At 41.0% G+C, this 23,864-nt stretch carries 23 protein-coding genes; 17 read left to right on the forward strand and 6 right to left on the reverse strand.

Going from position 1 to position 23,864, the window contains the following annotated elements; genetic code table 11:
• Positions 1–11 precede the first annotated feature (11 nt).
• A complete protein-coding gene (locus tag C0V70_RS01035; RefSeq protein ID WP_102242010.1) occupies positions 12–2,282 on the forward strand; it encodes an ATP-dependent helicase in 2,271 nt (756 codons plus the stop codon).
• Here the strand turns inward: C0V70_RS01035 and C0V70_RS01040 are convergent.
• Positions 2,248–3,216 carry a lysylphosphatidylglycerol synthase transmembrane domain-containing protein gene (locus C0V70_RS01040; RefSeq protein ID WP_102242011.1) on the reverse strand — a complete coding sequence of 323 codons (969 nt, stop codon included), beginning with the start codon at positions 3,214–3,216 and terminating at the stop codon, positions 2,248–2,250. The genes C0V70_RS01035 and C0V70_RS01040 overlap by 35 nt on opposite strands.
• Positions 3,217–3,291: 75 nt before the next feature.
• On the opposite strand from C0V70_RS01040, the gene C0V70_RS01045 reads away from it, so the two are divergent.
• The 6 genes from C0V70_RS01045 (at position 3,292) to C0V70_RS01070 (ending at position 9,654) form a co-directional block, all read left to right on the forward strand.
• Positions 3,292–4,572: a chloride channel protein gene (locus C0V70_RS01045; protein ID WP_208107761.1), complete on the forward strand. Its 1,281-nt coding sequence runs from the start codon at positions 3,292–3,294 to the stop codon at positions 4,570–4,572.
• Positions 4,573–4,633: 61 nt separating this feature from the next.
• On the forward strand, positions 4,634–4,954 hold the full coding sequence (locus C0V70_RS01050) for a helix-turn-helix domain-containing protein (protein ID WP_102242012.1): 321 nt from the start codon (positions 4,634–4,636) through the stop codon (positions 4,952–4,954).
• Positions 4,951–7,233, forward strand: a complete 2,283-nt coding sequence (locus C0V70_RS01055; RefSeq protein ID WP_102242013.1) for a hypothetical protein — start codon at positions 4,951–4,953, stop codon at positions 7,231–7,233. Before C0V70_RS01050 ends, C0V70_RS01055 begins: the two co-directional genes overlap by 4 nt.
• A 9-nt stretch (positions 7,234–7,242) precedes the next feature.
• Positions 7,243–8,289 (forward strand): S-methyl-5-thioribose-1-phosphate isomerase, encoded by a 1,047-nt coding sequence (gene mtnA, locus C0V70_RS01060; RefSeq protein WP_102242014.1) that lies wholly within the window; start codon positions 7,243–7,245, stop codon positions 8,287–8,289.
• Complete coding sequence (locus C0V70_RS01065) at positions 8,286–9,206, forward strand: Ppx/GppA phosphatase family protein (protein ID WP_102242015.1); 921 nt, start codon at positions 8,286–8,288, stop codon at positions 9,204–9,206. Before mtnA ends, C0V70_RS01065 begins: the two co-directional genes overlap by 4 nt.
• Positions 9,184–9,654, forward strand: a complete 471-nt coding sequence (locus tag C0V70_RS01070; protein ID WP_102242016.1) for a Crp/Fnr family transcriptional regulator — start codon at positions 9,184–9,186, stop codon at positions 9,652–9,654. The genes C0V70_RS01065 and C0V70_RS01070 overlap by 23 nt, the downstream gene beginning before the upstream one ends.
• On the opposite strand, the gene C0V70_RS01075 is transcribed toward C0V70_RS01070, so the two are convergent.
• Both C0V70_RS01075 and C0V70_RS01080 read right to left on the reverse strand, forming a co-directional pair.
• Positions 9,651–10,082, reverse strand: a complete 432-nt coding sequence (locus C0V70_RS01075; RefSeq protein WP_102242017.1) for a FliG C-terminal domain-containing protein — start codon at positions 10,080–10,082, stop codon at positions 9,651–9,653. The genes C0V70_RS01070 and C0V70_RS01075 overlap by 4 nt on opposite strands.
• A gap of 23 nt (positions 10,083–10,105) precedes the next feature.
• Positions 10,106–10,525 (reverse strand): hypothetical protein, encoded by a 420-nt coding sequence (locus C0V70_RS01080; protein ID WP_102242018.1) that lies wholly within the window; start codon positions 10,523–10,525, stop codon positions 10,106–10,108.
• Between the two features lie 90 nt (positions 10,526–10,615).
• Between C0V70_RS01080 and C0V70_RS01085 the strand changes: the two genes are divergently transcribed.
• Together C0V70_RS01085 and C0V70_RS01090 are read left to right on the forward strand one after the other, a co-directional pair.
• Positions 10,616–11,791 (forward strand): thiolase family protein, encoded by a 1,176-nt coding sequence (locus tag C0V70_RS01085; RefSeq protein WP_102242019.1) that lies wholly within the window; start codon positions 10,616–10,618, stop codon positions 11,789–11,791.
• The gene (locus C0V70_RS01090) at positions 11,791–13,092 is read left to right on the forward strand and encodes a hypothetical protein (protein WP_102242020.1); all 1,302 of its coding nucleotides are present in this window, start codon (positions 11,791–11,793) and stop codon (positions 13,090–13,092) included. Before C0V70_RS01085 ends, C0V70_RS01090 begins: the two co-directional genes overlap by 1 nt.
• A 4-nt stretch (positions 13,093–13,096) precedes the next feature.
• Here C0V70_RS01090 and C0V70_RS01095 read toward each other — a convergent pair whose 3' ends face one another.
• Complete coding sequence (locus C0V70_RS01095) at positions 13,097–13,642, reverse strand: hypothetical protein (protein ID WP_102242021.1); 546 nt, start codon at positions 13,640–13,642, stop codon at positions 13,097–13,099.
• Between the two features lie 136 nt (positions 13,643–13,778).
• Between C0V70_RS01095 and C0V70_RS01100 the strand changes: the two genes are divergently transcribed.
• The 8 genes from C0V70_RS01100 to C0V70_RS01135 all read left to right on the forward strand — a co-directional run bounded on the left by C0V70_RS01100 (position 13,779) and on the right by C0V70_RS01135 (position 21,502).
• Positions 13,779–14,669, forward strand: a complete 891-nt coding sequence (locus C0V70_RS01100) for a HEAT repeat domain-containing protein (protein ID WP_102242022.1) — start codon at positions 13,779–13,781, stop codon at positions 14,667–14,669.
• Between the two features lie 118 nt (positions 14,670–14,787).
• Positions 14,788–15,288, forward strand: coding sequence for a QcrA and Rieske domain-containing protein (locus tag C0V70_RS01105; protein ID WP_102242023.1), 501 nt, complete (start codon positions 14,788–14,790; stop codon positions 15,286–15,288).
• 43 nt (positions 15,289–15,331) lie between these two features.
• Positions 15,332–16,114 carry a cytochrome b N-terminal domain-containing protein gene (locus tag C0V70_RS01110; protein ID WP_102242024.1) on the forward strand — a complete coding sequence of 261 codons (783 nt, stop codon included), beginning with the start codon at positions 15,332–15,334 and terminating at the stop codon, positions 16,112–16,114.
• Between the two features lie 30 nt (positions 16,115–16,144).
• Entirely contained in the window at positions 16,145–17,227 is a 1,083-nt protein-coding gene (locus C0V70_RS01115) for a cytochrome b family protein (protein ID WP_208107760.1), read from the forward strand.
• Positions 17,228–17,285: 58 nt separating this feature from the next.
• Positions 17,286–20,099, forward strand: a complete 2,814-nt coding sequence (locus C0V70_RS01120) for a c-type cytochrome (RefSeq protein WP_102242025.1) — start codon at positions 17,286–17,288, stop codon at positions 20,097–20,099.
• Between the two features lie 10 nt (positions 20,100–20,109).
• Positions 20,110–20,742, forward strand: coding sequence for a cytochrome c oxidase subunit 3 (locus C0V70_RS01125; RefSeq protein ID WP_102242026.1), 633 nt, complete (start codon positions 20,110–20,112; stop codon positions 20,740–20,742).
• An 8-nt stretch (positions 20,743–20,750) separates the two neighbouring features.
• Positions 20,751–20,969 (forward strand): hypothetical protein, encoded by a 219-nt coding sequence (locus C0V70_RS01130; protein WP_102242027.1) that lies wholly within the window; start codon positions 20,751–20,753, stop codon positions 20,967–20,969.
• Positions 20,970–20,974: 5 nt separating this feature from the next.
• On the forward strand, positions 20,975–21,502 hold the full coding sequence (locus C0V70_RS01135; protein ID WP_102242028.1) for a DUF420 domain-containing protein: 528 nt from the start codon (positions 20,975–20,977) through the stop codon (positions 21,500–21,502).
• Here C0V70_RS01135 and C0V70_RS01140 read toward each other — a convergent pair.
• Positions 21,499–22,656 carry an aminotransferase class V-fold PLP-dependent enzyme gene (locus C0V70_RS01140; RefSeq protein WP_102242029.1) on the reverse strand — a complete coding sequence of 386 codons (1,158 nt, stop codon included), beginning with the start codon at positions 22,654–22,656 and terminating at the stop codon, positions 21,499–21,501. The genes C0V70_RS01135 and C0V70_RS01140 overlap by 4 nt on opposite strands.
• Positions 22,649–23,749: a tryptophan 2,3-dioxygenase family protein gene (locus C0V70_RS01145; protein WP_102242030.1), complete on the reverse strand. Its 1,101-nt coding sequence runs from the start codon at positions 23,747–23,749 to the stop codon at positions 22,649–22,651. Before C0V70_RS01145 ends, C0V70_RS01140 begins: the two co-directional genes overlap by 8 nt.
• Positions 23,750–23,864: the final 115 nt, after the last annotated feature.

Genomic DNA, 23,864 nt, shown 5'->3' on the forward strand with positions numbered 1-23,864 from the left:
ACTTTTATGGGATGATAAAACTAGATAGTCTAAATCCCGTTCAAAAACAGGCCGTCTTAAACACAGACGGCCCGGTTATGATCCTGGCCGGTGCAGGTTCTGGAAAAACCAAAACCCTTGTCACCCGAATCTCATACTTATTAGAAGAAAAGAATGTAAGCGCCCACCAACTCTTAGCGCTTACGTTTTCCAATAAAGCAGCCCGTGAAATGCGCGAGCGTATCGCCCATGAAGTGTCGATGGATGTGGGCGCTCTACAGATCACAACTTTCCATGCTTTTTGTGCCAAGCTTTTAAGATCAGAGGCCAATTACCTGGGCCTTTCCCGCAATTTTACGATCTATGATGAAGGTGAATCAAAGGCGATTGCTAAATCGCTTTTAGAGCGCCGTGGGATCTCGACTAAAGAGATCAATCCATATGACATTCTGACTTATATTGATTCGCTTAAAAACAACGGTTATTACCCGGGTCGAGTGATGCAGGATGGAGGCGGAGCTGAACCATCGGATGAATTCTTTGGCTACTTCGAAGAATATGAATCGGAACTTCACCGTGCAAACGCTCTGGATTTCGGTGGACTCATCACGGCCGTGATTCAGCTCTTTGAAAAATTCCCTGATGTCTTAAGCCGCTACCAGAATCGTTTTGTTTACGTTTTAGTAGATGAGTATCAAGACACCAACCGCGCGCAGTTTGAGCTTATCAAAATGCTTTGTGGAAAACGCAGAAATATATGCGTGGTAGGGGATGAAGACCAGTCGATCTATTCTTGGCGTGGCGCTGACATCAGAAACATCCTGGATTTCGAAAAAGTCTGGCCGGATGTAAAAGTTTTAAAACTAGAGCAAAACTACCGTTCAAGTAAAACCATCATTGAAGCTGCCTCATGTGTAATTGAAAAAAACACCATGAGAAAAGGCAAGCACATGTGGACGGACAACCCGGAAGGGGATGCCATTGAAATCGTCGAGTGTTTCAACGATAAAGACGAGGCTGAGTTTATTGCCAATGAATCAGCAAAACTTTACCGCGCAGGGGTGCCTTATAAAGAGATGGCGGTTTTCTACCGCTCAAATGCCCAGGCCCGCCAGATTGAAGACGCTCTAAGAAAATCAAAAATCAATTACCGCGTTGTCGGTGGTGTGAAGTTCTACGAAAGAAAAGAAATCAAAGATATGCTTTCTTATCTTCGTTTGATCATTAACTCAAAAGACTCTCTCGCTCTAAGCCGCATCATTAACGTCCCGGCAAGAGGAGTGGGAGCGACATCGCTGCGTAAACTTGAAGTGGAAGCTGTTAACAGCAACACTTCACTTTGGGACATCATCGAAAAAATCGTCGATCACGCCGGCGAGTTTGCCCATATTAAACTCTCAGCAAAGATTAAGTCTTCGCTTTCAGAGTTTGTAACATTAATTAATGAGCTTCGCGTTTTAGACCAAAATAAAGTGAAGCCTTCGACTATTTATGAGAAAGCTCTTCATGAGTCTGGTTACTACGCTTTCTTAAAGGCCAACAAAGATTATGAAACCCTGGCCCGTCTGGAAAACTTAGACGAATTATTAAACGCCATCACCCAGTTTGAAGATTCGGCCGAAGTGCCAACTCTTTCTGGTTTTTTGGAAACCATTACTTTGGATTCGAATACTGAGTTTGATGAGGGAGCTAGGGCCGTTGATGGCGAAATCTCTCTTATGACTGTTCACGGAGCCAAGGGGCTAGAGTTTACTCATGCTTTTGTTGTGGGAGCGGAAGAAAATGTTTTCCCAAGTTATAGAAGTGTGGATAGCGGTGAGATTGCCATGGAAGAAGAGCGCAGGCTTTTTTACGTAGCGATGACTCGTGCGATGATTAAGCTATATATCACTTTCGCTCAGGGGCGCATGCTTTTTGGGCAAGTGAAGTTTAACGGGCCTTCGCGTTTTATTGATGAGATCCCGGAAAAACTCTACAGCTGGAAGAAACTCAAAGGGCATCAGGAAGACCGCTACGATAATTCATTCTCAGGCGGAAACTACGATCCTTACGATCAATCTCAAGAGTCGTATTACGACAGCGATGAAGTGGTTTATCAGGTTAAAGAAACGGCAGCTCAACCTCCAAAAACATATCACCAGCCAAAATTCCCTAAAGGGTCGAAAGTGGTTCACTCTCTTTATGGTGCAGGATTAGTGGAGAGTTCTGAAGGAGCTGGGGCCGAAGAGAAAGTGCAGATTAAATTCACTGATGGAAATCGCAAGAAGTTTATGGTGAAGTTTGCGCCGATTGTTTTAGCTTAATAACTCTAAACGCTTTTGGCAGGCTCGCTTCCAAGAAGAGCTGCCAGTAGAAGTAAAATCCCATTGGAAATAAAAACAGCAGCATGATCACGCGGTCGATAAGACTTGCCAGTAGTGCTGCTTCAAATTCAATTCCATATTGTTTTCCAATATAAGCAGTCACGATTTCTTTAACTCCCATGTTTCCAGGAAGTACCTGAAACAGGGAGATGATTAAAAGGATCATGCTGATTTCAAAACTATCTATGAAATTGATTTCAATCCCAATGGCCGTGAAGGCCAGGTAAACTTTGATTGGGTAGAGAAGAAAAACACCAATCCACGCGAGAGTCGTAAGAGCTGTAAGCTTATAGTCTTTTAAGTAGAGTTTAGGTGAATAACGGCGTTTAAACTTAAAGATTTTTCCAACTGTTTCAGTGAAAAAGAGCAGTGCTACACCAGAGACTGCGAGAGCAAGAAACACTGATTCCAAAAGCACCGACATGGCCTGATTCTTTTTTAAGAAGAAGTGACAGTATAAAAGTCCGACTGAGCCTAAAAAAGTAAAACCGATCATGACAACGGCAAAACTCATTGAGAGAAACTCTCTGATGGCCAGTCCCTTATTGTCTTTTAAATACAACATGCGAATGCCTGTTCCACCTTTTGCCGGAAGAAGCATGTTGAAAAGTTCAGCTGTCACACAAAGACCGTACCATTCTTTAAATTTTAAAGTGATATTGTGTTTAGAGAGTGGAAGCTTTTGGATAATTCCTACTAAGTAAAAATCCAGTGCATGCATGGCTAAAAGCAAAAGAATATAATCAGGGCGAAGAGATTTGAGATAAACAAAGACAGAACTGTTTTTTTGAATATAAAGCCCTAGGCCCAAAAGAAGGACCAGTGATAAAAGTAGCAGCGAAGAATGGTAGAGCTTTCGCGTTTGTTCACTCATGAGCGTACTATAGGGAAAAACCCTGGAAATGGCCTTCTCGCTGTAAACTTTACACGAGGGAGTAATGGGTTTAGTATGGCAACAATACGATTTTTAGCCAGTGAAATCAACAACATGAAAGATTTAAAACACTTAAAAAACCTCGATGCCTTTGAACCCTCGATGCTTAAAAAAATGGTGGTTTGGTGCTCACTTGGTGCGGTTATTGGAGCCTTGGCCGGCGTGTCCTCAACACTTTTTCTTCACTCTATTGATTGGGCCATCTCGTTTCGCCGTTCTCATTCTTGGATTATCGTGTTTCTGCCTTTGATTGGTTTTCTGGTTGCTTGGTTCTATAAAAAATATGGAAGCGAAGTTGAGAAGGGCAACAACCTTATTATCGATGAAATTCATGAACCAAAAAAGACTATCCCTTTTCGAATGGTGCCAATGATCTTTGCAGGCGGGGTAATCTCCCATCTCTTCGGAGCTTCAGTTGGACGTGAAGGTGCAGCTGTGCAAATGGGTGGTGGAATCAGTGACCAGTTTGCTAAATATCTCGACCGGTTTTTTAAAAATCGCAGACTCATTTTAATGATGGGGATGAGTGCTGGTTTCTCTTCAATTTTTGGAACTCCTATTGCCGGAGCCATTTTTGGATTTGAAGTTCTTTTTATTGGAACGATGATTTACGATGCTTTACTTCCTTGTTTGATTGCGGCCATCTCCGGCTATTACACTGCAATTCTCTTAGGTGTGACTCATCCACATTATTTCTTTATGGATATCCCACAAGTTTCTATTCCAGGAATTTTAAGTGCAGTTGTTGCTGGTGTTATTTTTGGTTACGCAGCCAAATTTTTTAGCTGGACGCTTCACGCGGTGAAAGACCTCCTTAAAGAAAAAATTTCCAATAATTTGTTTCACCCGGTTGTTGGAGGAGTGCTACTTGTAGTTGCCTACTTTGCTATTGGCTCTGATCGTTATCATAGTTTAGGTGAAGAAGTGATTCGCGCAAGTTTTACTCAGCATATGTACCCATGGGATTTTTTGGGAAAAACCTTTATGACGGCCATTTCAGTTGGGTCAGGTTTTAAAGGTGGAGAAGTGATGTCTCTGTTTTACATTGGGGCGACATTAGGAAATTCTCTTTCATATATTCTTCCTCTTGATTACCCAATTCTTGCTGCCCTTGGGTTCGTTTCAGTCTTCGCAGGTGCTGCTAATACTCCGATTGCGGGTGTCATTCTTGCATTTGAACTCTTTGGCCCAGGCATTGGTGTCTACGCAGCTCTAGCTGTTGTTGCGAGTTATTTATTCTCAGGGAAAAGTGGCATCTATCATTCGCAGCGCGCACGTGTTGAGAAGAATATTTGAGCATTTTGATTCAACTAAAATCTAGTTGATATAGACTTCTCTTTAGTCGATAATCGTTTGCATGATGCTGGAAGGATTACTCGGTAACAAATCTGCAGAAAAAGTTATGCTTGCGCTTTATGCAAACGAAGAGTTGCACGCGTCGGCCATTGCTCAAATGTATGAGACCGCTCTTGATCCGATCAAAAAACAATTAGAGAGATTTGAAGAAGCAGGCTTTTTGCTTTCACGTGTAGTAGGGCGTTCGAGACTTTATAGTTTCAATGAAGCTCACCCTATGATTGAACCGTTGAGAGAGCTTCTGGCCATCGCTTACAAACTCGAAAAGAAACAAACAAAAAAGAATATTAAACGTGATTATAGACCAACGAGGGACCTGTGAACCGTAAATTAAAAATTATTGGAATTATCGTCGCTGTCTTTTTAGTTCTGGTTGGCGGAGTCGTGTATTACGCTTCGACAAAATTAAACCCGGAAGAAATTAGAAAGATCGCCATCGAACAAACCGGGAAGGTTTTCCCGAACGCCACGACTTCTCTTGAAAGCGTGAAGATCAGTTGGGGTTTAAACTTTAAAGTCGAACTTCACAAGTTCTCTCTTAACACTAAAAATCCTGAAGGTGCGCCAGTTGAAATGATGGCAGTAGATGAACTGATTGTAAAAGTTCCACTTTGGGCCATCCTGACTAACGGTGGAGTGATTGAGATCCAAATGGATAAGCCCTTAATGAACTATGCAGAGTTCCCGGTTGGAAATAACTGGACTTATGCAATGGGTGAGAAGAAGGAAGAAACAAAAGAACAAAAGACTCCAGAAGAGCAAGCGGCAGCACAAGAAAAAGCGATTGGTATTTTCGGAAAGAGCAAGATCAACGTTAAGTTAACTGATGTAGCCGTGAAGTACGCCTTAAGAAGCAACTCAAGCGGGCAAGTTGGGATCTCTCGCTTTTTAGTAAAAGGATTAAACTTCGAATCTTCAACTGCTTTTGAAATTGCTTCGGATGCAAAATTCGTTATGGCAGATCAATCAGTGGTTTCGTTCAGCACGATTGCCATTGGAGAAATCAACATTGCTGACCTGGTAAAAAACGGTTCAGTGAGCTCAATGGTTCTTGTTAAAGTCAATAACATCGCTAAAACCGGTCTTGAGTGGAAGTTTCCAGAAATTACAACAAACCTAAACCTTCTTCTAAAAAAAGACGGAGAGATTTCGGGTAATGTTCAAACATCTTTTGAAACACAAAATAAAATCGCAGCTGATTTTAAAATGACTAAGCAGATTGAGATTTCAAATATCAATGTAGATATCATTCTAAAAGATATTGGTCTTATTATGGGCCTTGACCATGCAATCGACCTTTCAAAGGCTAAATTAACAGCGAAAGGCGGGGTCATTTATACAGAAGATAAGAAAATTGATGCCGACCTGGGATTCCAGATTTCTCCAGGAATTGGTTATTCAAAAGAAGGAATTGTTGCGACAACAACTGTTAATGGGTCTTTCAAACAAAAAGACATCGCCATCAATGTAAAGACTGATGTGCTGAGTGGTTTAGTTGAAACAATCATCAACGGAGAGTTCGATCCTAACCAGAAGTTTGACCTAAAAGCACTAAAGCCGTTTGATATTAAAGTAACGGCTTCGAGAATGAAGATTCCTGAAAAATTAATTCAGGCAAAACTGTGGAGTAAAAAAGATCCAGCTGAGGTGGCTAAAGCTGAAGCAGAAGCAGAGAAGGCACGTGCTAAAGCAGCAGCAGAAGGCAAACCTGCTCCAGGACTTCCACCGGCCAACGTAAACGTAGCATGGTCTAATATCAGCGTGGGTGGAGAAGATTTCTCTGGAAAAGGAAAGATTGTTGTAAGTTCACAAGCGATTGCGATTGATGGAATGACTTTCAAGTTCTCAAAAGGATCTGGAAAACTGACTCAAACAATGAAGCTTGGAGTGAAATCTAGCGAGTCGACATTTGCTCTAGGGATTACAGATTTAAACCTGTCATCATTTAAGCCTTTCCTTCCGCCATTCATTGAAAACTTCTCCGGAACTTTCAGTGGGAGTGTAAATGGAAGTGCTACGATTTACAAAGCGGCCAAGGCCCCTACTTATGATGTGAATCTTGATGTAAACGCAAGAAATGGAGAAATTAAAAAACTTAATATCTCTGAGTACATCAACCCAATCTTAGGAAGCATCCCTGTCGTTAAAGATCAGGTCCAGGACAAGCAAGTTAAGCTTGATGGAAACTTTGAAACGATGACAATGAAAGGTCGCTTTAAGCAAGACAACTACACAATCTCTTCATTCAACTTTATTGGATTGAACAAAAAAGTCGAACTAAAGGGAAGTGGATCAATTTATCCTCTGCCTGGCTCACAAAACTCAAGTATGGATGTCTACATGACAGAGAATGGAAAAATTGGTGAAGTTCTGCAAAAGAACCTGGGATCAAAAGAGCTTCCAGTTCGCGTAAGTGGACCGGGGTTTGCGATGAAGCCAGAAATTCAATTTACAGTTTCTCGTGTTGCGAAGTCGGCCCTTAAAACAAAAGGTGTAGAAGCTGCTCAAAAAGTGATTGATAAGAATATTGATAAAGTTGTTCCTGAGAAAGCTCGTGAACAGGTAAAAGGACTTCTAAACGGTCTATTTAAGAAAAAATAAGAGAGAGAAATGAAAAACGTAGTAGAGCCACTAAAATATGAAAACGGAGTTTTAAAACTCCTGGACCAAAGAGTTCTTCCTCTAGAAGAAGTCTATATGACAGCTAAAACAATTGAAGACTGCTTCCGCGCCATCCAAGACATGGTGGTTAGAGGAGCTCCTCTTATTGGTTTTACCGGAATTTGGGGATTGGCCCTATTCCTAAAGAACAATCCGAAAGTTGTTCTGCCTCAATTTGAACAAGCGGCAGAGTACTTAAAGAGTGCACGCCCAACAGCTGTTAACCTGGCCTACGAAATAGACCGTTGTGTAGAAATGGCAAGAAGTGAAACTCACTTATCTGCTCTTTACCCAAAACTGGTTGACCACGCTTTAGCTGAAATGAATAACCTTTATGAAAAAAACCTGGCGATGGCCAAGTTTGCTGAAGTGGAGTTGCAGAAAATTTACGGTGATCGTCCACTTAACGTGATGACGATTTGTAATACTGGAACGCTTGCGTGCGGAGTTTTAGGAACTGCCCTGGGTGTCATTGTTCACCTCAACCAGCAAAAGAAAGTAAAACATGTATTTGCTTCTGAAACGAGACCATACCTTCAAGGATCAAGACTTACGAGTTTTGAACTTATCAAAGAAGGCATCAATCACGAAATCGTAGTTGAAGGGGCCGCTTCGTACTTGATGAAAAATAAAATGGTAGACGCTATTTTCGCTGGGGCTGACCGCATCGTTGAAAATGGAGACACGGCCAATAAAGTAGGGACGTCGAGCCTAAGCATTATCGCTAAACACTACGGCATTCCATTTTTTATCGTGGCACCTGTAAGTTCATTCGATCTTGAGATGAAAACGGGAGATCAAATTGAAATCGAACTTCGCGACCCGAATGAGATTTTAAAATTTAAAGGAGCGCATATCGCTCACCCTGAAGCCAAGGCCCTAAACCCGAGCTTCGACGTTACTGATCACTCGTGCATTACGGCCATCCTTTGTGAAAATGGTGCCATCAATCCAGTGACACCAGAAAACGTAAGGAATGTAGCAGGTCAAAAATGATAAGAGCTAGTATTGATATCGGATCAAATTCTGTGCTTCTTTTAGCTGCAGAAATTGATGAAAAAAACGGGACTATTACTCGCGAAATTTTAAATGAATCTTTTATCACATCACTGGGAAAAGACCTGGATGTGACGAAAAAATTTCATCCCGATTCAATGAAAGCGACATATGAGGCTTTAAGCGAGTATAAAAAACTCCTGGAGAAAATCAACTTTCCAGTCAAAGACACCATCATGACGGCGACAGAGGCCAGTCGTGTGGCGACGAACTCACGCGAATTTTATCAAAAGATCAAAGAGGAACTAGGTTTTTCAGTGCAAATTATAAGCTCTGAAGGTGAAGCCTATTACACCGCCTTAGGTGTGGTTTCTTCTTTTAGCAAAGAGCGCGAGAAAATCGTGGTTATGGATGTTGGTGGAGCTTCAACAGAGTTGATTCAAATCCAGCTAAACCCATTTAAGATTGTTGAAACTATCAGTCTTCCTGTCGGCTCTGTAAGAGCGACAGACTGGAAGAAAAAAGGCGAATTTGACCAGCGAATGGGAGAGATCTTAAGCCCGGATTTAAGCCACTACCACACTGACACATTAGTGTGTGTGGCCGGAAGTATGACGGCCCTTGCTTCAATGTATTTGGGTCAGCGCGTGTATGAAGACAAAAAGATTGAAGGCATGAAAATCGCTTTTAAGTCATTCCAAGATTTCTCGCGTGATCTGCAGAATACGACAGTTGAAAATCTTCTGCTGCTTTTTCCTTTCCTGGGTAAAAGAGCGCCGATGGTGGCCGGTGGGTCAAAGGTTGTCGAGCTTATTGGCAAGAAATTAAATATTGATACAATGGAAGTATCGACACGTGGTCTTCGTTACGGAACTGTGATTTCTGGAGGAATTGATGAGCAATTTATCGGCAGGTAAGGGAACAGACGCACCTATTCTTTTTAAAGCGGGCACTGTGATTTTTGCTCAAGGAAAACCTTCAAAATATCTTTACCTGGTTAAAAGAGGTGAAGTGAGACTCATTAAGTTCAAAGGCCAGAACTTAAGTGCGATTCAATTGTGTGGAGAGCGCGATATCTTAAACGAAGTGGCCATCTTAACGAATAAACCAAACGAACTGACAGCGATTGCTAAAACAGACGTAGAGCTAGTTTTAGTCGATCAAAAAGATGTTCTCTCAGTGATCAATAGCTCACCATCATGGATTCCTGAAATCTTTGAGACCTTATGCGAGCGTCTAAAACACACGCAGGACATGATCGAAGAGCATAATTTAGCGACGGAAAAAGACCCACGCCTTGTTATGTCTAAGGACGAAGAAAAGAAATACATTCAAGCGCTAGCTGATTTTAACTCTCAGGGCTAGAACTGAACTTGTTTTCTCTTTTTAAGCGACACTAATACTTCAATAATTTTATTTTGAGCTCTTTTGATGTCTCTTTTCTCAGTAGAGTAAGGAGTTTTCAATACGCGGAAAGCTTCTTCGGCATACTCGCGGTTTGCCAGAGAGAGAAGTCTTCTTTGGAATGAGCGTTCGATATTTTTCAAGGCCATCCCTAGAATAGGGGCGGTGATGTAGTTAAAGATCATAGAAAGTTCTGTATCTGAAAGATTGTCCAGATCAGAAAATGTAAAACATTGTTCAGTCAGCTCTTCTGCCAGTTGTGGGTTTCTGATTTTCAGGTTCTTTAGAAGCTTTGCACGCTCTTCTCTTGGCATATGCTGGAGCATCTCAATGATTTGAGCTTTTCCGTTAATAAATACACCACTAGCGCTATTGTTATTGTTTTCCATTAATTCTCCCACGACCTACGACCTTATGTTTTCCACTTTGAATTTTCTCTCATAAACTTCTCTCTGGCGTTATCCAGAGTGCGCTGATGAGATTCATTGATTTCTGTTAGTTCATTTTGCTGGCTGATTTTAATTTCTTCTACCTGATCACCGTGAACCTTTTTTAGATTTTCCAGTTCCTGTTTCAGGCGAGTTTGCTCTTCTGCCATTCCTCTTGTGTGCTTTTGACGAATCTCTCCCAACTTTCTTTCCTGTTCATTTTTCAGGTTGCTGATGCGAGTGTCATAGTCATCACGCATCTTCTTTAACTCCAGTTCTTTTTGCTTCGACTCTGAAGTGTAAGTGCGTTCGTTTTCAGTCTTCATTTGCTTAAGCTCACTCTCGTAGCGCTTGCTTTCGGCCTCTACATATTTTTGAGCTTTAAGATCATTTATACTGGACATATGTTCCCTTCTTTTAATTCTTTGCTAAGAATTTAAGTACGTCTTAACATTATGATACGAAGTCTAAATTTAGAAATGTAGGAGGCAAATATGTCCGCTCAGGAAAAGATCTACTTAGTACAAGGGAAACGTACTCCTTTTGGTAAATTTGGTGGCTCTTTAAAGGACGTAACCCCTGTAGATCTGGCAGTGCATGCATCTAAAGCTCTGATTTCTGAAATCAAATTAGACCCGGCAAAAATTGATCAGGTTATTTTAGGAAGTGTTGTTTCTTCTTCAACAGACACAATGTATGGCGGTCGCCACCTGGCCCTGAAAGTAGGGTGTAGGCAAGAAACTCCAGGTCTTGTCGTCAATAGACTTTGTGGATCGGGTATCGAGGCCATTTTAAGTGCCGCTCGTCTTATCAAGTTAGGTGAAGCAAGTTGTGTGCTGGCTGCTGGAACAGAAAATATGTCGATGGTTCCTCACCTTGTATATGGTTCTCGTTTCGGGACAAAATACGGATCACTAAAAACAGTCGATATGCTCTTAGATGCACTGACTGATCAATACGCCCAAACTCCAATGGGGATTACGGCAGAAAACCTGGCAGAAAAATTTCAAGTGACAAGAGAGCAGTGTGATACTTTCTCATACAATTCTCATGCACGTGCAACACAAGCCTATAAAGATGGCCTGCTTCAAGGAGAGATCGCTCCTTTCCCATTAAAAAAAGGTTCTTGTGATAGAGACGAACACTTAAGGGATGATGCTTCATTGGATGAAATGAAATCGTTAAGGCCAACATTTAAAACTGATGGAGTTGTCACTGCTGCTTCAGCTTCAGGAATTGTTGATGGTGCTGCAGCTGTGATTGTAGCGAGTGAATCTTTTGTTAAAAAAGAAGGACTCACTCCACTTGCTGAAATCGTTGATGGATTTGTCATTGGCGTTGATCCAAAAATTATGGGAATTGGACCAAGCCCTGCGATTAAAGGTCTTTTAGCAAAAACAAATATGAAGCTTTCTGATATTGATCTTTTCGAAATCAACGAAGCTTTCGCCGGACAAGCACTTTCATGTATGAAAGATGTGGACATTCCACACGAAAAAATTAATCTATGGGGTGGAGCTGTGGCCCTAGGTCACCCATTGGCGGCTTCTGGTGTGCGCATTGCTCACACACTCGCCCGCCAACTGGCCCACTATAAAAAAACGTACGGTATCGCTTCAGCGTGTATCGGGGGCGGACAGGGGATTGCCGTCTTACTTAAGAGAGTTTAATGAACGAATTGGTTTTAACTCATAACGATTACCAGGAATTCAGAAAATGGTTGAACCTCAACCTTGATGGATTGACGTGGCAAGGAAGATTTAAAAAAGAATTTGAAGCTTTCTGGGACGTTTTCTTCGAAGAGAACCTTTCGGTGAAAAGTCTCATCGTGCGTTTTGACTATGCCTATTCACAAGTTAAAATTGGCTCTCTTTCTTCATGGTTCTTGTGGCTAAGGGATAAATTTCTAAGTTACATTTTTCTTTTTAAAAATAAGACAGTGGGTGAAATTGCTCACGAGTCAGAATTAAGTCCATCACTGGTTGCAACCATCTTAAGAAATTATCTTTTAGATGAGTACCCTCATCTCGATCAATACTTCAGTGAAGTCTTTCAGGTGGGGAATGTCCTAAGTCCAAATTTGCAAACTTCATTTGAAAAAATAAAAAAAGATATCAACATTGATCGCCCGGAAAGCGGATCGCGTGAAGATGAAATCATGCCTTCAATGGAAGTTACACTTTTTGATGAGTGGGGGATTTTCCAGAAACGCATGAAGGCAGATTTTGGAACAAAAGGTTTTGATCTTTCCAAAATTAAAGAGCGCTCGAGCTTCTTAAAGCAAGTACGTGTGGTTCAAGATATCAGTATTTTGCTTTTACTTTTTACACTGACAATTTACGGAGTTCGCCAGGGAAATATCTGGTATGAAAAACATCTCGCCAATCGAGTCAGCATTTATGAGCCGCAGTTCACGTGGCTGAATAAGAGTGGTGTTTTTAAAGGTCTTGAGAAAAAACCAGTTAAAGAATTTAAATTAGACTTCGATGGCATTAAAGACATTTCAAAGAGCGATGACATCAACGAATTTTTCGACCCGGAAAAGTATGAGGAAGAATCGGAAGTAACACTGACATCGTTTGAAAATATTCCACGCGATTTAAACAAAGCAGATAAAGAAGCTTCTCAATACGAAGGTGACGCTGAAAACCCGAACGGCTACCGTGAAACAACTGGTGGGACGACAAAAATTTATCGCTTGATGATGACATCAACCAATACTTATGCGACTCGTGATCAACTAAACGAACTGGTTAAAAAATACGAAGGAAGTCCAGTAGGTGACTCGAAACCAGGTAACGATGTACCTGGTGGTGTCTACTACAACATTTATATCCCTCGCAATAGCTTCAAAGATTTTATGAGTGAAGCGATGAAAGTGAATCAATCAAAACTTTTTGAAAGTAACACTTCGAACGTAAAGAATGTTCCGGGAAAGACGCGCGTCTTTATCATGGTAAAGAGTATCTAGCTTTTTACATTTGAGCATCATTCATCATGTACAGGCCTTTGAGCTTGCGAAGAAGAATGTGCGATTTTCCAAGATAGTACCACTGTCTAAAAAAGCCGATCATCATTGCCACAAAGAATCCAAGGACAACACCAGAGTGAGTCGTCTTTTGTACTAGACCTGTGTCATGAGCACCGCCAAGCAAGAAAGCAATCATTCCTAAAATGAGCATTAGAATAGTCCAAGGAATAGTTTGTCTTTTTGAGCGGTCAGCTTCTTCAACAAATTTTTTTGTCTTTTCGATATACGGAGTAAGATCCGACGGCGGTTCATCAAAAAGCTCATTCAGGTTAGTTCCACTTGAGACGATAGCGTAAACATTATTTGTTAGACGAGCTACGCCAATAAAGTAAAACATAACGAATGCTTGGGCGAAAATAGTGTAAATAAAGGCCGGAATTGCCAGCTGAATGTGCGAAAACTGCATATGGACAAGGCCTAACGCAAGTAGTGCTGTTAGGATAATACTGACGACCATCAGGATGATTAAAGTACGAAGTAGGTAGGCCATATTTTCTCGCTTATTTCTCTTTGAAAAGGCTCAAATAAATTGTCATGGTAATGTAGATTTGCTATTTATCATTAACAACGTTTTTAAGAAATAAAAAGTAACAAAAAAATGAGGCTCAGGCCTTTTGGTGCTAAACATGTCGACTGGATCTACTGATTCGAAAGCCCCTCAAACTCAAAAGAAAATTCTTGAGAATCCCTTTGTTGGAAGCCTTGTGGTTCCTATTGCTATCGTTCTGGTGGGCGCGCTTATCATTTTCGGTGTAACGAAAATGCTTTCAGCTGAAAGATCGTACAAAGATTTAGTAAACGAAATTCAATCAAAGACTTTTGGAAACAAGTGGGTAGCGGCTTACGAGCTTTCAAAACAAATCAACAGTGCTCAGATTCCTGCCGAAGATTATCCTTGGCTGGTTGAGAATCTAACAGTCGCCTATAAAGATTCAGTGGACCCAAGAACAAGAGGGTTCATTATTGCTGCACTGGGTGCGTTAAGTACTGACCTTGCTTTACCGACACTGCAAATCGCATTAGACGACGTCGACACTGACGTTAAGTTTCATGCCGTGGTGGCCTTGGCCAACATGCCTAAAGGGATTTCCTTTGATTGGACAAAAGTGACAGCAATGCTTAAATCAGAATTACCAATTCTAAGACAAGCTGCGACACTAGCGCTTGCAACTCACCAGGTTCCAGAAGCACAAGAAGGCATTAGAGTTCTTCTTCGCGACGAAAGCCTTGTTGTTAGATACGCTGCAGCGACAGCGTTAATCGCTTACAAAGATGAAATGGCAAAAGAGCATTTGGAAGAAATTTTAAAACTTCCTTATCCTCCAAAAGATGCGCGCGTTTTACCTCCGGCACTAGATGTAAAACAAATTTCAGATTTAAAGTTGAGTGTTTTAATCACTCTACAAAAATATAATTGGAACATTTTAAACAATACTATTTTAGAGACGGCTGAAAAGGACGAGAATATTTCTATCGCGACAAAGGCGAAAGAAGTATTAAATCTATTGAAAAAATAGACGATCCTTCGCATAATCTAAGTATTGAATTTTTTTAACAACTTTAGCTGAAACCAAGACAAAGAAAAAGTCTGATCGAGGTTTCGGCTTATTTGCGTCTATAACGAGGAATTTGGTCATGAGTGACACAAAACAGAGTTTAAATCGTCGTGAGTTTTTTAGTTATCTCACAGTTGGATGGGTCATGTTCACAGCTGCATGTGCTGGACTTGCAAGTATGGCCTTTAGATTTTCATACCCTAACGTAAACTTCGATCCAGAGATGGAATTCTTGGCAGGTGTTCCAGCTGATTTTGCCAATGGAGTTGATGAAAGATTTAAAAATCAATTTGGTGTGTGGATGGTTAAGCAAGATGGAAGACTTGTTGCTTTATCAAATATTTGTACTCACCTTGGTTGTATTCCAACTTGGCTTCCAGCTGAATTAAAATTCAAATGTCCGTGCCACGGTTCTGGTTATTACATGTCAGGTGTAAACTTTGAAGGACCGGCTCCGCGCCCACTTGAAAGATACAAAATTTCTCTTCAACCAGATGGAAAAATCAAGGTTGATAAAACAAAAGTATTCCGTGCTGAAAAAGGCGAGTGGGATAACCCAGATGCTTTCTTGACAGTGTAATTAATAAAATAATTAAAAATATATTTCGAACAAGGTTTTTAAAATGGCAGGAAATGGATTAGCAAAAAAAGTTCGCGACACGCAGGTTTGGAAATCAATTTTCAGACATGGCCCACCAGATAACGCTCGTAACAGAGCTGCTGTTATTGCTGGTAACGTGTTTTTACACCTTCACCCAATTAAACTTAAAAAGTCAGGGGTTCAGCTAGGATACACTTGGTGTATGGGTGGACTTACATTTTTCATCTTCCTTGCTTTAACAGTTACTGGTCTTCTTTTAATGTTCTATTACAGACCAACTGCTGAGTACGCATTCAACGATATTATTGCTCTTCGCGAGCATGTGCCTTTAGGGATCATGAGAGAGATCCATCGTTGGGGAGCTCACGCCATGGTTATTACCGTATGGATTCACATGTTCCGTGTATTCATGACTGGTTCATATAAACCACCTCGCGAATTCAACTGGGGGATTGGTGTTATTCTTTTAGTTCTAACTCTTCTTCTTTCGTTTACAGGTTACCTTCTACCTTGGGATCAGCTGGCGATTTGGGCGATCACTGTAGGATCTAACATGGCGAAAGCGACTCCATTTATGGGACACGGTGGTCCGGGGGCAATGCTTGCTCGCATCGGTGACTTCGTAATGGTATCGGACAAAAACGATGTTCGTTTCCAACTTCTTGGTGGACGCTTCGTGGGTGAGCCGGCCCTGCTTCGTTTTTACATTCTTCACTGTGTATTTATCCCACTTGTTGTAGGGGTTTTAATCGCAGTTCACTTCTGGAGAGTTCGTAAAGATGGTGGGATCTCAGCTCCGCTTTAAGTAAAAGAAAAACTATTAAGGAAAATAGAAATGTTAAAAGAATTTATTAACCATTTAGCAGATCCAATCATCTCGTTTCCATTGACGACAGTATTGTTCTTCCTAATGATCAAATACTACCGCGTAGTAGGGACGAAGAAATTTGCGATTTGGTCTACAATTATTGCGATTCCCGTTGTGGCTTGGTTCTTTGCAGATCCAAACTTCTTTCTGATCATCAAGACTCCAGATAACATTCCTATCGGGATCCTTTTAATTCTTGTTGCTTTCACGACTTGGCTTTCAATTCATAAGGCAGCCGTTAACGATGCAAGAATTGAAGAAGGTTTAGGGCCCATTGAAGCTCTTCCCGAAAACAGAGAAAAAGTATGGTCATGGCCTAACTTAGTTTATACAGAGTTGTTCGCGATTATCGCTTGTACCGCTTTTTTAGTTATCTGGGCGATTATCTTTAAGGCCCCTCTTGAAGAACCCGCTAACCCTACTTGGGCGCCAAACCCAGCGAAAGCTCCTTGGTACTTCCTTGGTCTTCAAGAAATGCTTGTGTATTTCGATCCATGGATGGCCGGGGTTGTTCTTCCAGGTCTTATCGTAGCGGGCTTAATTGCTATTCCTTATATTGATACAAATCCGAAAGGAAATGGTTACTACACTTTTACAGAAAGAAAGTGGGCGATCATTTCATTTATGTATGGATGGTTGGTTCTTTGGATCTACCTCATTATTGTAGGGGTATTCTTCCGCGGTCCAAACTGGACTTTTTATGGGCCATTTGAATACTGGGATTTCCACAAGGTTGTAGCAGAATATAACGTTAACCTTTCGGAGTTTATTTGGATTAAAGGTCTTGGTGTTTCAATGCCAAAGAACCTGGTTGTGCGTGAAATTTTCGGGATTATTCTGACTTTAGCTTATGTTGGAATCATTCCTGTATGGGTAGCTCGTGCTACAAAGATCGGACGCGAGTTCTATCAGAATATGGGAGCTATTCGTTATTATATTTTCATGTTCCTTTTTATTACGATGATGAGTTTACCAATTAAGATGGTTCTTCGTTGGTTATTCAGCTTGAAATACATCGTTGCACTTCCGGAGTGGGAACTTAACTTATAAGAGTGACGATTTTTTAAGATTAAATTTTAAGATTTTATATTTTTAAGGATTATTGAAGATGAGTGAGAATAATAAGGAACCAGGAATGGCATACAGCATGCCAAAACTCCACAAGATCATGGCGATTTTGTCCTTTATATTTTTCGTAACAACTATTTGGGTTTTCTTAGATGACTACATGAGACCTTGGAAGGCATATCAAGTAGAGGCGATGAAAATTCAAAGACGTCATCTTGATGCAAAAATTAAAGAAGCAGCTAAAAATATTGATGCTAACAAACTTGCAGAATTAAATAAGCGCCTAGCTAAAGGACAAGAAATTGTTGCAAGTAGAAAAGATGAAATCAAAAAAATTGAAAAAGAGCTAAACGGCGTTATTGCTAAGATTAAAGATCAGACAATCGTTAATGGTCAGCTCAATGGTAGGGTTGGAGCAAAGAACTTCAATTTCGAAACCGCTGAAGGACATGGCGATGAAAAGCATGCAAAAAAGTATTTTAAAGATTTAAGTGAGCTAAAGGCTGCTTTCGTTAAAGGAAAAGATGACCTGAAGTTTTATCAGGCGCAAGAAAAAGAACTTCATGCAAAGATTGCAGATCTTAATAAAGAAATTACAGATACTGAAAAAGAAATCAAAGATATCACAAACACTTTAGAGCTATTAAAGATGGCAAAGAAGTCGACAGATATCACGCCAGTTTTCGCTCTAAGAAACCTGCCGTTCATCGATTTCATGGACCCAACAATCAAGATTCACCAGATCGTTGTTAATAACGTAACTGATGACAGATATTTCCGTCAGGTTCCAAAAGTTGACCGTTGTATTACATGTCACACTTTCATCGATCAACCTGGATTTGAAAAAGAAGCTAACCCTTTTAAGACTCACCCGAACTTAGATCAATACGTTGGTCTGGAGTCAAAACACCCAATGAAACAAATTGGATGTACGGCTTGTCACGGTGGGGAAGGACACAGAGTTAATGATTTCAACTCAGCAGCTCACATGCCTGATTCTGAAGCGCAAGAAAAAGAATGGGTAAAAAAATACAACTGGCATGAACCACACAAGGTTCCTCAGCCAATGTTCACAAAATCTCAAACAGAAGCAAGCTGTGTTAAGTGTCACCAAGGTGTTGAACTTATCCCAGGTGCTACAGTTCTTAACGAAGGCCGTATGGCAATCGAGAAGTACGGATGTAATGCTTGTCACAAGATTGCTGGTTGGGAACATAAAAGAAAGATGGGACCATCACTTCTTAAGATCGCTGGAAAAGTCGATAAAGAATGGTTTAAGTCTTGGGTATGGGAGCCAAAAGCTTTCAACAAACACACAAAAATGCCGGCGTTCTTTAGACAGTCAAATAACTCTAAACCAGAATTTGTTCGTCTAAACATTGCTGAAGTTAATGCTATGGCCGAGTACATTTGGGATAAGTCTAAGCCATACGAGCCGAACGAAAAATACCGCGGTGGAAACGCCGATAAGGGTAAGGAGCTTATTGCAAGTATCGGATGTATGGGATGTCACGGTGTAGATGGACTAGAAGATCAGTCAAAAGCGGTTAAAGCTTACGCTGGACCATGGTTATCTGGACTTGGATCAAAAGTATCTCCAGACTGGATCATGTCGTGGATTAAAAAACCATGGCACTACCAAGAAGATTCGATCATGCCGTCTCTTCGCCTGACGGATGCTGAAGCTAACGACATCACTGCTTACCTGATTTCTCTAAGAAACAAGCAGTTCGAAAGCTTAACTTTCGCACCATTTGACTTAAAAGCTCGCGACGAACTTTTAGCTGACTACCTATCTGCGTTCGATACAATTGAAAACGCAAAAGCAAAAGTAGCTAAGATGGGCGACCGTGAAAAGACTCTTGATCTTGGTAAGAGATCAATTGGTAAATACGGATGTTTCTCTTGTCACAACATCGAAGGGTTTGAAGACTATGCTCCTATCGGACCAGAGTTAACAAAAGAAGGATCAAAGCCAATCACTCAGTTTGGTTTTGGTATCCAGCACGACGTTGCACCTAGAAGAGATGCATGGATTACAGCTCACTTACAAAACCCAAGAAGATGGGACATCGGTATCGATAAAGTGTTCCGTGACTTAAACAAAATGCCAAACTTCTACATGGGTGAAGCTGAAGCTAAGAAAATTACAGTTGCTCTTCTTGGACAAGTTTCTGATCCACTTCCACTGGCAGGGGTGAAGAGACTGAACGCAGGAGAGACACTATATAATGATGCTATGAAAGTAGCTAACAAGTACGGATGTGTGGCCTGTCACCAGATCGACGGTCTAAGAGGTAACATTCTTGGTATGTACGCTGATGATATCAACCAAGGTCCACCAAGACTTGTTAACGAAGGACACAGAATTCAGACTGACTGGTTCTACCACTTCTTAACAAATCCAGAGATCCAAAAGATCAGACCATGGCTATCGGTAAGAATGCCAACATTCAACCTGACTACTGCAGAGAAAAACACTCTGATCGCAGGATTCCAGCAAGGCGCTCACCAACCAACGTTTGAAGAGCCAGCTGAATTCGTGAAGTGGGCACCAGGTGAGCGTGAAGAAACACTGAAACTTTTCACAGCTCTAAACTGTGTTCAGTGTCACACTCAAGGATTCAATGGAGAAACTCCACTGGCTCCGGATTTAAGAAAAGCTAGCAAGCGTCTAAGACCATCATGGATTAAAAAGTGGCTTACAAACCCACAAGCAATCCTGCCTGGTACGACAATGCCAAGTTTCTTCGGTGAAAATGGTAAAGAGCCAATCGAACCAAGTTACTTTGGTGGAGATGCTGAAAAGCAAATTAACGGTTTAACTAAATACATTATTGAATTAGGACAATAGGAGTAAAGACATGGGACACTCTCATACTCATGATGGACCACAACCATACCACGAGTATCCACACGATCCTCAGTTTGCCAAAGCAAGCCCAGGGAAAATCGGGATGTGGTTATTCCTTGCAACCGACGGTATGTCGTTTTCAGGATTCCTTATCTCTTATGCAGTTCTAAGATGGACTCGCGCATGGCCAAACCCAGCTGAAGCCCTTGGTGGTGTTGAGCTTTCAGGTTTCATGACGTTTCTTCTAATCTGTTCTTCAGTATCAATGGTTCTTGCAATTGATGCTTGTAAGCAGAAAAACAGACAAGCAATGCTAAGATGGTTAGCAGCTACAATTTTTGGTGGGATCGCTTTCCTTTCGATCCAGGCCTACGAGTATATGCACCTTCACCATGCAATGGGGATGAGCTTCAACTCTTACGCTCACGGTGATGCACTATTTTCTTCGACATTTTTTGCTATTACTGGATTCCACGGTCTGCACGTTCTTTCAGGGGTTATCTACCTGATCACTATGTTCGTTCACGCTTACCGCGGTGACTTTGACAACGGAGACTACAACCAACTTGAGATCGCTGGTCTTTTCTGGCACTTTGTTGACCTTGTTTGGATCCTTGTATTCACGTTCGTTTACCTACTGTAAAAAAACTTATGTTAAAAAAATTATCATTGGTCTCGACATTATTACTTATCACTTCTGGGCAAGCGCTTGCTTGTCCAGCATGTATGGGGTCGAGTCCAAATGATAAATACTACCTTTGGGTTGTTGGCGCTTTCATTCTGGTTATCTACTTCCCAATGTTCTACCTGTTTAAAACCTTCATTAAGTTCAGAAACATCAACAACACTGACCTTAACCCTAAAAGCTAAATCCTATGCGCTCTGACAAAACAGTATTTGCAATCATCGGACTTCTTAGTGCCGCTGTTATTGGTTTTCTTTTTTGGTTAATCTACTTCAAGACTGGAGCAAGCGTCGGTGACAACGGGTGGGTGAGTTCACTTCCGGCCGTGAATGCTTTCTTGAATGCATTGACTGCTATTTTCTTAGTAACTGGCTACTACGCGATTAAAACTAATGACCGCGAACTACATATTCGTTTGATGTTGGCCGCGACTTTAACGTCAGCATGTTTTCTTGTAAGTTATGTCACTTATCACCATTTCCAGGGGGACACTAAGTTTTTGGCCCAAGGATGGATTCGTCCGGTTTACTTCTTTATTTTGATCACTCACATTCTACTTTCAATCGTACAGGTTCCATTAATCCTGACGACTTTATACCTGGCCTTCACTAAGAAATTCCAAAAGCACAAGAAAGTGGCGAGATACACTTTCCCTATCTGGCTCTATGTTTCAGTAACAGGTGTTCTGATTTTCGTGATTCTTAAGTGGTTTAACTAAGATTTTTTAAGCGCACTCAGATCGATACAATTATTTTGATAAATCCCAAAACCAAAACGCAGTCTGCTTCCGCGGAAGTCAGTCCACACATTGATCGCACGAAGTTCATCATGAAGCTTTTTTGTATGTTCCGGGCTTGGCATAGCAAAAGTTAAAAAGTGCCCATGGTTATCGTAATCGACACTGAGAATATTCTTTTCAACTAAGTAATTGTGATCAATTTCCAGAAGATGATTGCGGAAATTTTTCTGCATCTTTTGAACGTGAGCATGAATTTTTTCAACGGTTAATCCTTCTTTTTTAAAGAGAGAAAGAACTGCGTTTAGGCGATAAAGAGCAGAGAAGTCCATTGTCGATCCGGCAAAACGATAACCGTCTCGAGAGTAGCCTGTGTTTCCACCGTCAGTGGCCAGGCTGGTGAATCCAGCAAACCATCCAGTATAAAGAGGGCGAAGACTTTCAGCATGAGGGGGCACTACCATAAAACAAGCGCCTTCTCCACCTTGAGCGTATTTGTATGAACCCGCAATATAAAAGATGCGCTCTTCGATTGCACTTAAGTCTGTCGGCACGGCCATGAATCCGTGGTAGCCATCGATGACGATCATAGTATTTTTTTCTTTTACAGCATCGACAATTTTTTTAAGATCTTTAACCACCATTCCCGAATTAAAAAAGACATGACTTAAGAAAATCATGTCGTAGTGATTCGTAGTAATTTTCTCAATAAAACGATCTTCAAAATTATCAAAGGGTTGAGTGGCAATTTTTTCAACTGAAACAATATTATCTTCACTTAAGCGATTTACCTGGCGGTCAAAACTATAAAACTCAGAGTCAGTCGTTAAAACAGAGATCGTCTTACCTGTCCCAAAACAAGAAAAGAGCCTGTAGACAAACTCATGTGTGTTGGGAGCAAAAACAATTTGCTCGGGACGAGAAACGTTTAAAACTTCAGCAATCAGCTTTTGAGTGGCCGGAAGTTTTGTTGAAAAAATATGGCTCCATTTATCATCCACATATTTTGCCGAATCATCCCAGTACTCCAGCGTCGCTTCGCGAGTGACATCCGGCCAGTAGTGATGGCTATGACTGGCGTAGTGCTGGATATGTGGGTTAGCCGTTAAAAAGTGTGAATAATATTTTTTATACATGGAAACTCATCTTCTTTTTAACTTCAACCGGAAGCTTTGGTAGTCTCGAGTTTGGAATTAAAAATGTTGAAAGGTTAAATAGGTCTAAGAACACGCGGTTGTTGTCAGCGGCCCTCTTTAAATACTGATGTCCTGAGGATCCACCTGTTCCAATTTTTGTCCCCAGCATTCTTTGAGCAAGAAGAGCGTGACGGTATCTCCAGGTTGTGAAGTTCTCATCAATATTCATAAGCCCGGTGATAACCTGGAAAGGAAGAGCGAGCATCGATTCATGACGATACAGAAGAATGAAAAGGGCATTGAGAATCGCTTTTTGCGAAAGCTTTCTTTGATTCTTTTCAATCAAGTCTTTATGTTTTGTTTCATCAAATAAACTTGAAAATGTTTCGCGAGTAAGTTTTAGATTTTCTAACTGGATTTGTTTTTGTCTGTCAGAAAGGTGAGCACTGTTGGTCTCAATAATATCCTGGTCATCTTTTAGAATATCGTTGATTGATTTTTGATATTCACTCCAGAAGTTGAAGCCTTCCATGTTGGTATATGGAATTCTCTCAAGCCATCCTTCCAGGCATTTTAAAATCGTCGGAGATTTTTCTACCTGAGTAAGATGAGCTCTGTCTTTTTCATCCAGACGTCCCATGAAAAATTCACGGTCCACATCTAAACGATCATTCGTATGAAGGCCTAACTTGATTTCAATTTCTCTAAACTGCACACTCTGGAATCCTGAAGCCGGAATGAGGAGGTCTCTGAACTCCAGAAAATCCATTGGGGTCATTGTTTCTAAAACATCGAACTGGCCAATCAGGAGTCCCTGTATCTTTTGGATGCGTTCAAGCTTCTGAACAATTGAAGAGAGTTCTACCTCTGGGATGTAAGTTTTCTTGAAAACCGAAAGAACAGAGTCCAGGTCGTGGATAATTTGTTTAAACCAAAGTTCATAGACTTGGTGGACCACAATAAAAAGCATTTCATCATGACATTCGCCGTTAGTGCTATCGGCATATTTACGGCTCAAGGGCAGTTGTGAATCGAGGAGCTTAGGCAGTTGTAAATAGTCCCCATAATAGACCGGACCTTTGTTTTTATGCATGTGCTTACTCCTTACGAAAATGACCCTTTTTACAGCGAAATTATCCTCAAGAACTGTATGACTTTGCAAGAAAGATTTAGTATAAAATGGGGCACCGATTACAGCCCTAATACAG

Origin of the sequence: Bacteriovorax stolpii (assembly GCF_002872415.1) — a bacterium.
Classification (GTDB): Bacteria; Bdellovibrionota; Bacteriovoracia; order Bacteriovoracales; family Bacteriovoracaceae; genus Bacteriovorax; species Bacteriovorax stolpii.

Excerpts from the sequence above, each read along its gene's own strand:
- C0V70_RS01035 (WP_102242010.1), top strand. The coding sequence starts at position 12 with ATGATAAAACTAGATAGTCTAAATCCCGTTCAAAAACAGGCCGTCTTA.
- C0V70_RS01040 (WP_102242011.1), bottom strand. The coding sequence starts at position 3,216 with ATGAGTGAACAAACGCGAAAGCTCTACCATTCTTCGCTGCTACTTTTA.
- C0V70_RS01045 (WP_208107761.1), top strand. The coding sequence starts at position 3,292 with ATGGCAACAATACGATTTTTAGCCAGTGAAATCAACAACATGAAAGAT.
- C0V70_RS01050 (WP_102242012.1), top strand. The coding sequence starts at position 4,634 with ATGATGCTGGAAGGATTACTCGGTAACAAATCTGCAGAAAAAGTTATG.
- mtnA (WP_102242014.1), top strand. The coding sequence starts at position 7,243 with ATGAAAAACGTAGTAGAGCCACTAAAATATGAAAACGGAGTTTTAAAA.
- C0V70_RS01065 (WP_102242015.1), top strand. The coding sequence starts at position 8,286 with ATGATAAGAGCTAGTATTGATATCGGATCAAATTCTGTGCTTCTTTTA.
- C0V70_RS01070 (WP_102242016.1), top strand. The coding sequence starts at position 9,184 with ATGAGCAATTTATCGGCAGGTAAGGGAACAGACGCACCTATTCTTTTT.
- C0V70_RS01075 (WP_102242017.1), bottom strand. The coding sequence starts at position 10,082 with ATGGAAAACAATAACAATAGCGCTAGTGGTGTATTTATTAACGGAAAA.
- C0V70_RS01080 (WP_102242018.1), bottom strand. The coding sequence starts at position 10,525 with ATGTCCAGTATAAATGATCTTAAAGCTCAAAAATATGTAGAGGCCGAA.
- C0V70_RS01085 (WP_102242019.1), top strand. The coding sequence starts at position 10,616 with ATGTCCGCTCAGGAAAAGATCTACTTAGTACAAGGGAAACGTACTCCT.
- C0V70_RS01090 (WP_102242020.1), top strand. The coding sequence starts at position 11,791 with ATGAACGAATTGGTTTTAACTCATAACGATTACCAGGAATTCAGAAAA.
- C0V70_RS01095 (WP_102242021.1), bottom strand. The coding sequence starts at position 13,642 with ATGGCCTACCTACTTCGTACTTTAATCATCCTGATGGTCGTCAGTATT.
- C0V70_RS01100 (WP_102242022.1), top strand. The coding sequence starts at position 13,779 with ATGTCGACTGGATCTACTGATTCGAAAGCCCCTCAAACTCAAAAGAAA.
- C0V70_RS01105 (WP_102242023.1), top strand. The coding sequence starts at position 14,788 with ATGAGTGACACAAAACAGAGTTTAAATCGTCGTGAGTTTTTTAGTTAT.
- C0V70_RS01110 (WP_102242024.1), top strand. The coding sequence starts at position 15,332 with ATGGCAGGAAATGGATTAGCAAAAAAAGTTCGCGACACGCAGGTTTGG.
- C0V70_RS01115 (WP_208107760.1), top strand. The coding sequence starts at position 16,145 with ATGTTAAAAGAATTTATTAACCATTTAGCAGATCCAATCATCTCGTTT.
- C0V70_RS01120 (WP_102242025.1), top strand. The coding sequence starts at position 17,286 with ATGAGTGAGAATAATAAGGAACCAGGAATGGCATACAGCATGCCAAAA.
- C0V70_RS01125 (WP_102242026.1), top strand. The coding sequence starts at position 20,110 with ATGGGACACTCTCATACTCATGATGGACCACAACCATACCACGAGTAT.
- C0V70_RS01130 (WP_102242027.1), top strand. The coding sequence starts at position 20,751 with ATGTTAAAAAAATTATCATTGGTCTCGACATTATTACTTATCACTTCT.
- C0V70_RS01135 (WP_102242028.1), top strand. The coding sequence starts at position 20,975 with ATGCGCTCTGACAAAACAGTATTTGCAATCATCGGACTTCTTAGTGCC.
- C0V70_RS01140 (WP_102242029.1), bottom strand. The coding sequence starts at position 22,656 with ATGTATAAAAAATATTATTCACACTTTTTAACGGCTAACCCACATATC.
- C0V70_RS01145 (WP_102242030.1), bottom strand. The coding sequence starts at position 23,749 with ATGCATAAAAACAAAGGTCCGGTCTATTATGGGGACTATTTACAACTG.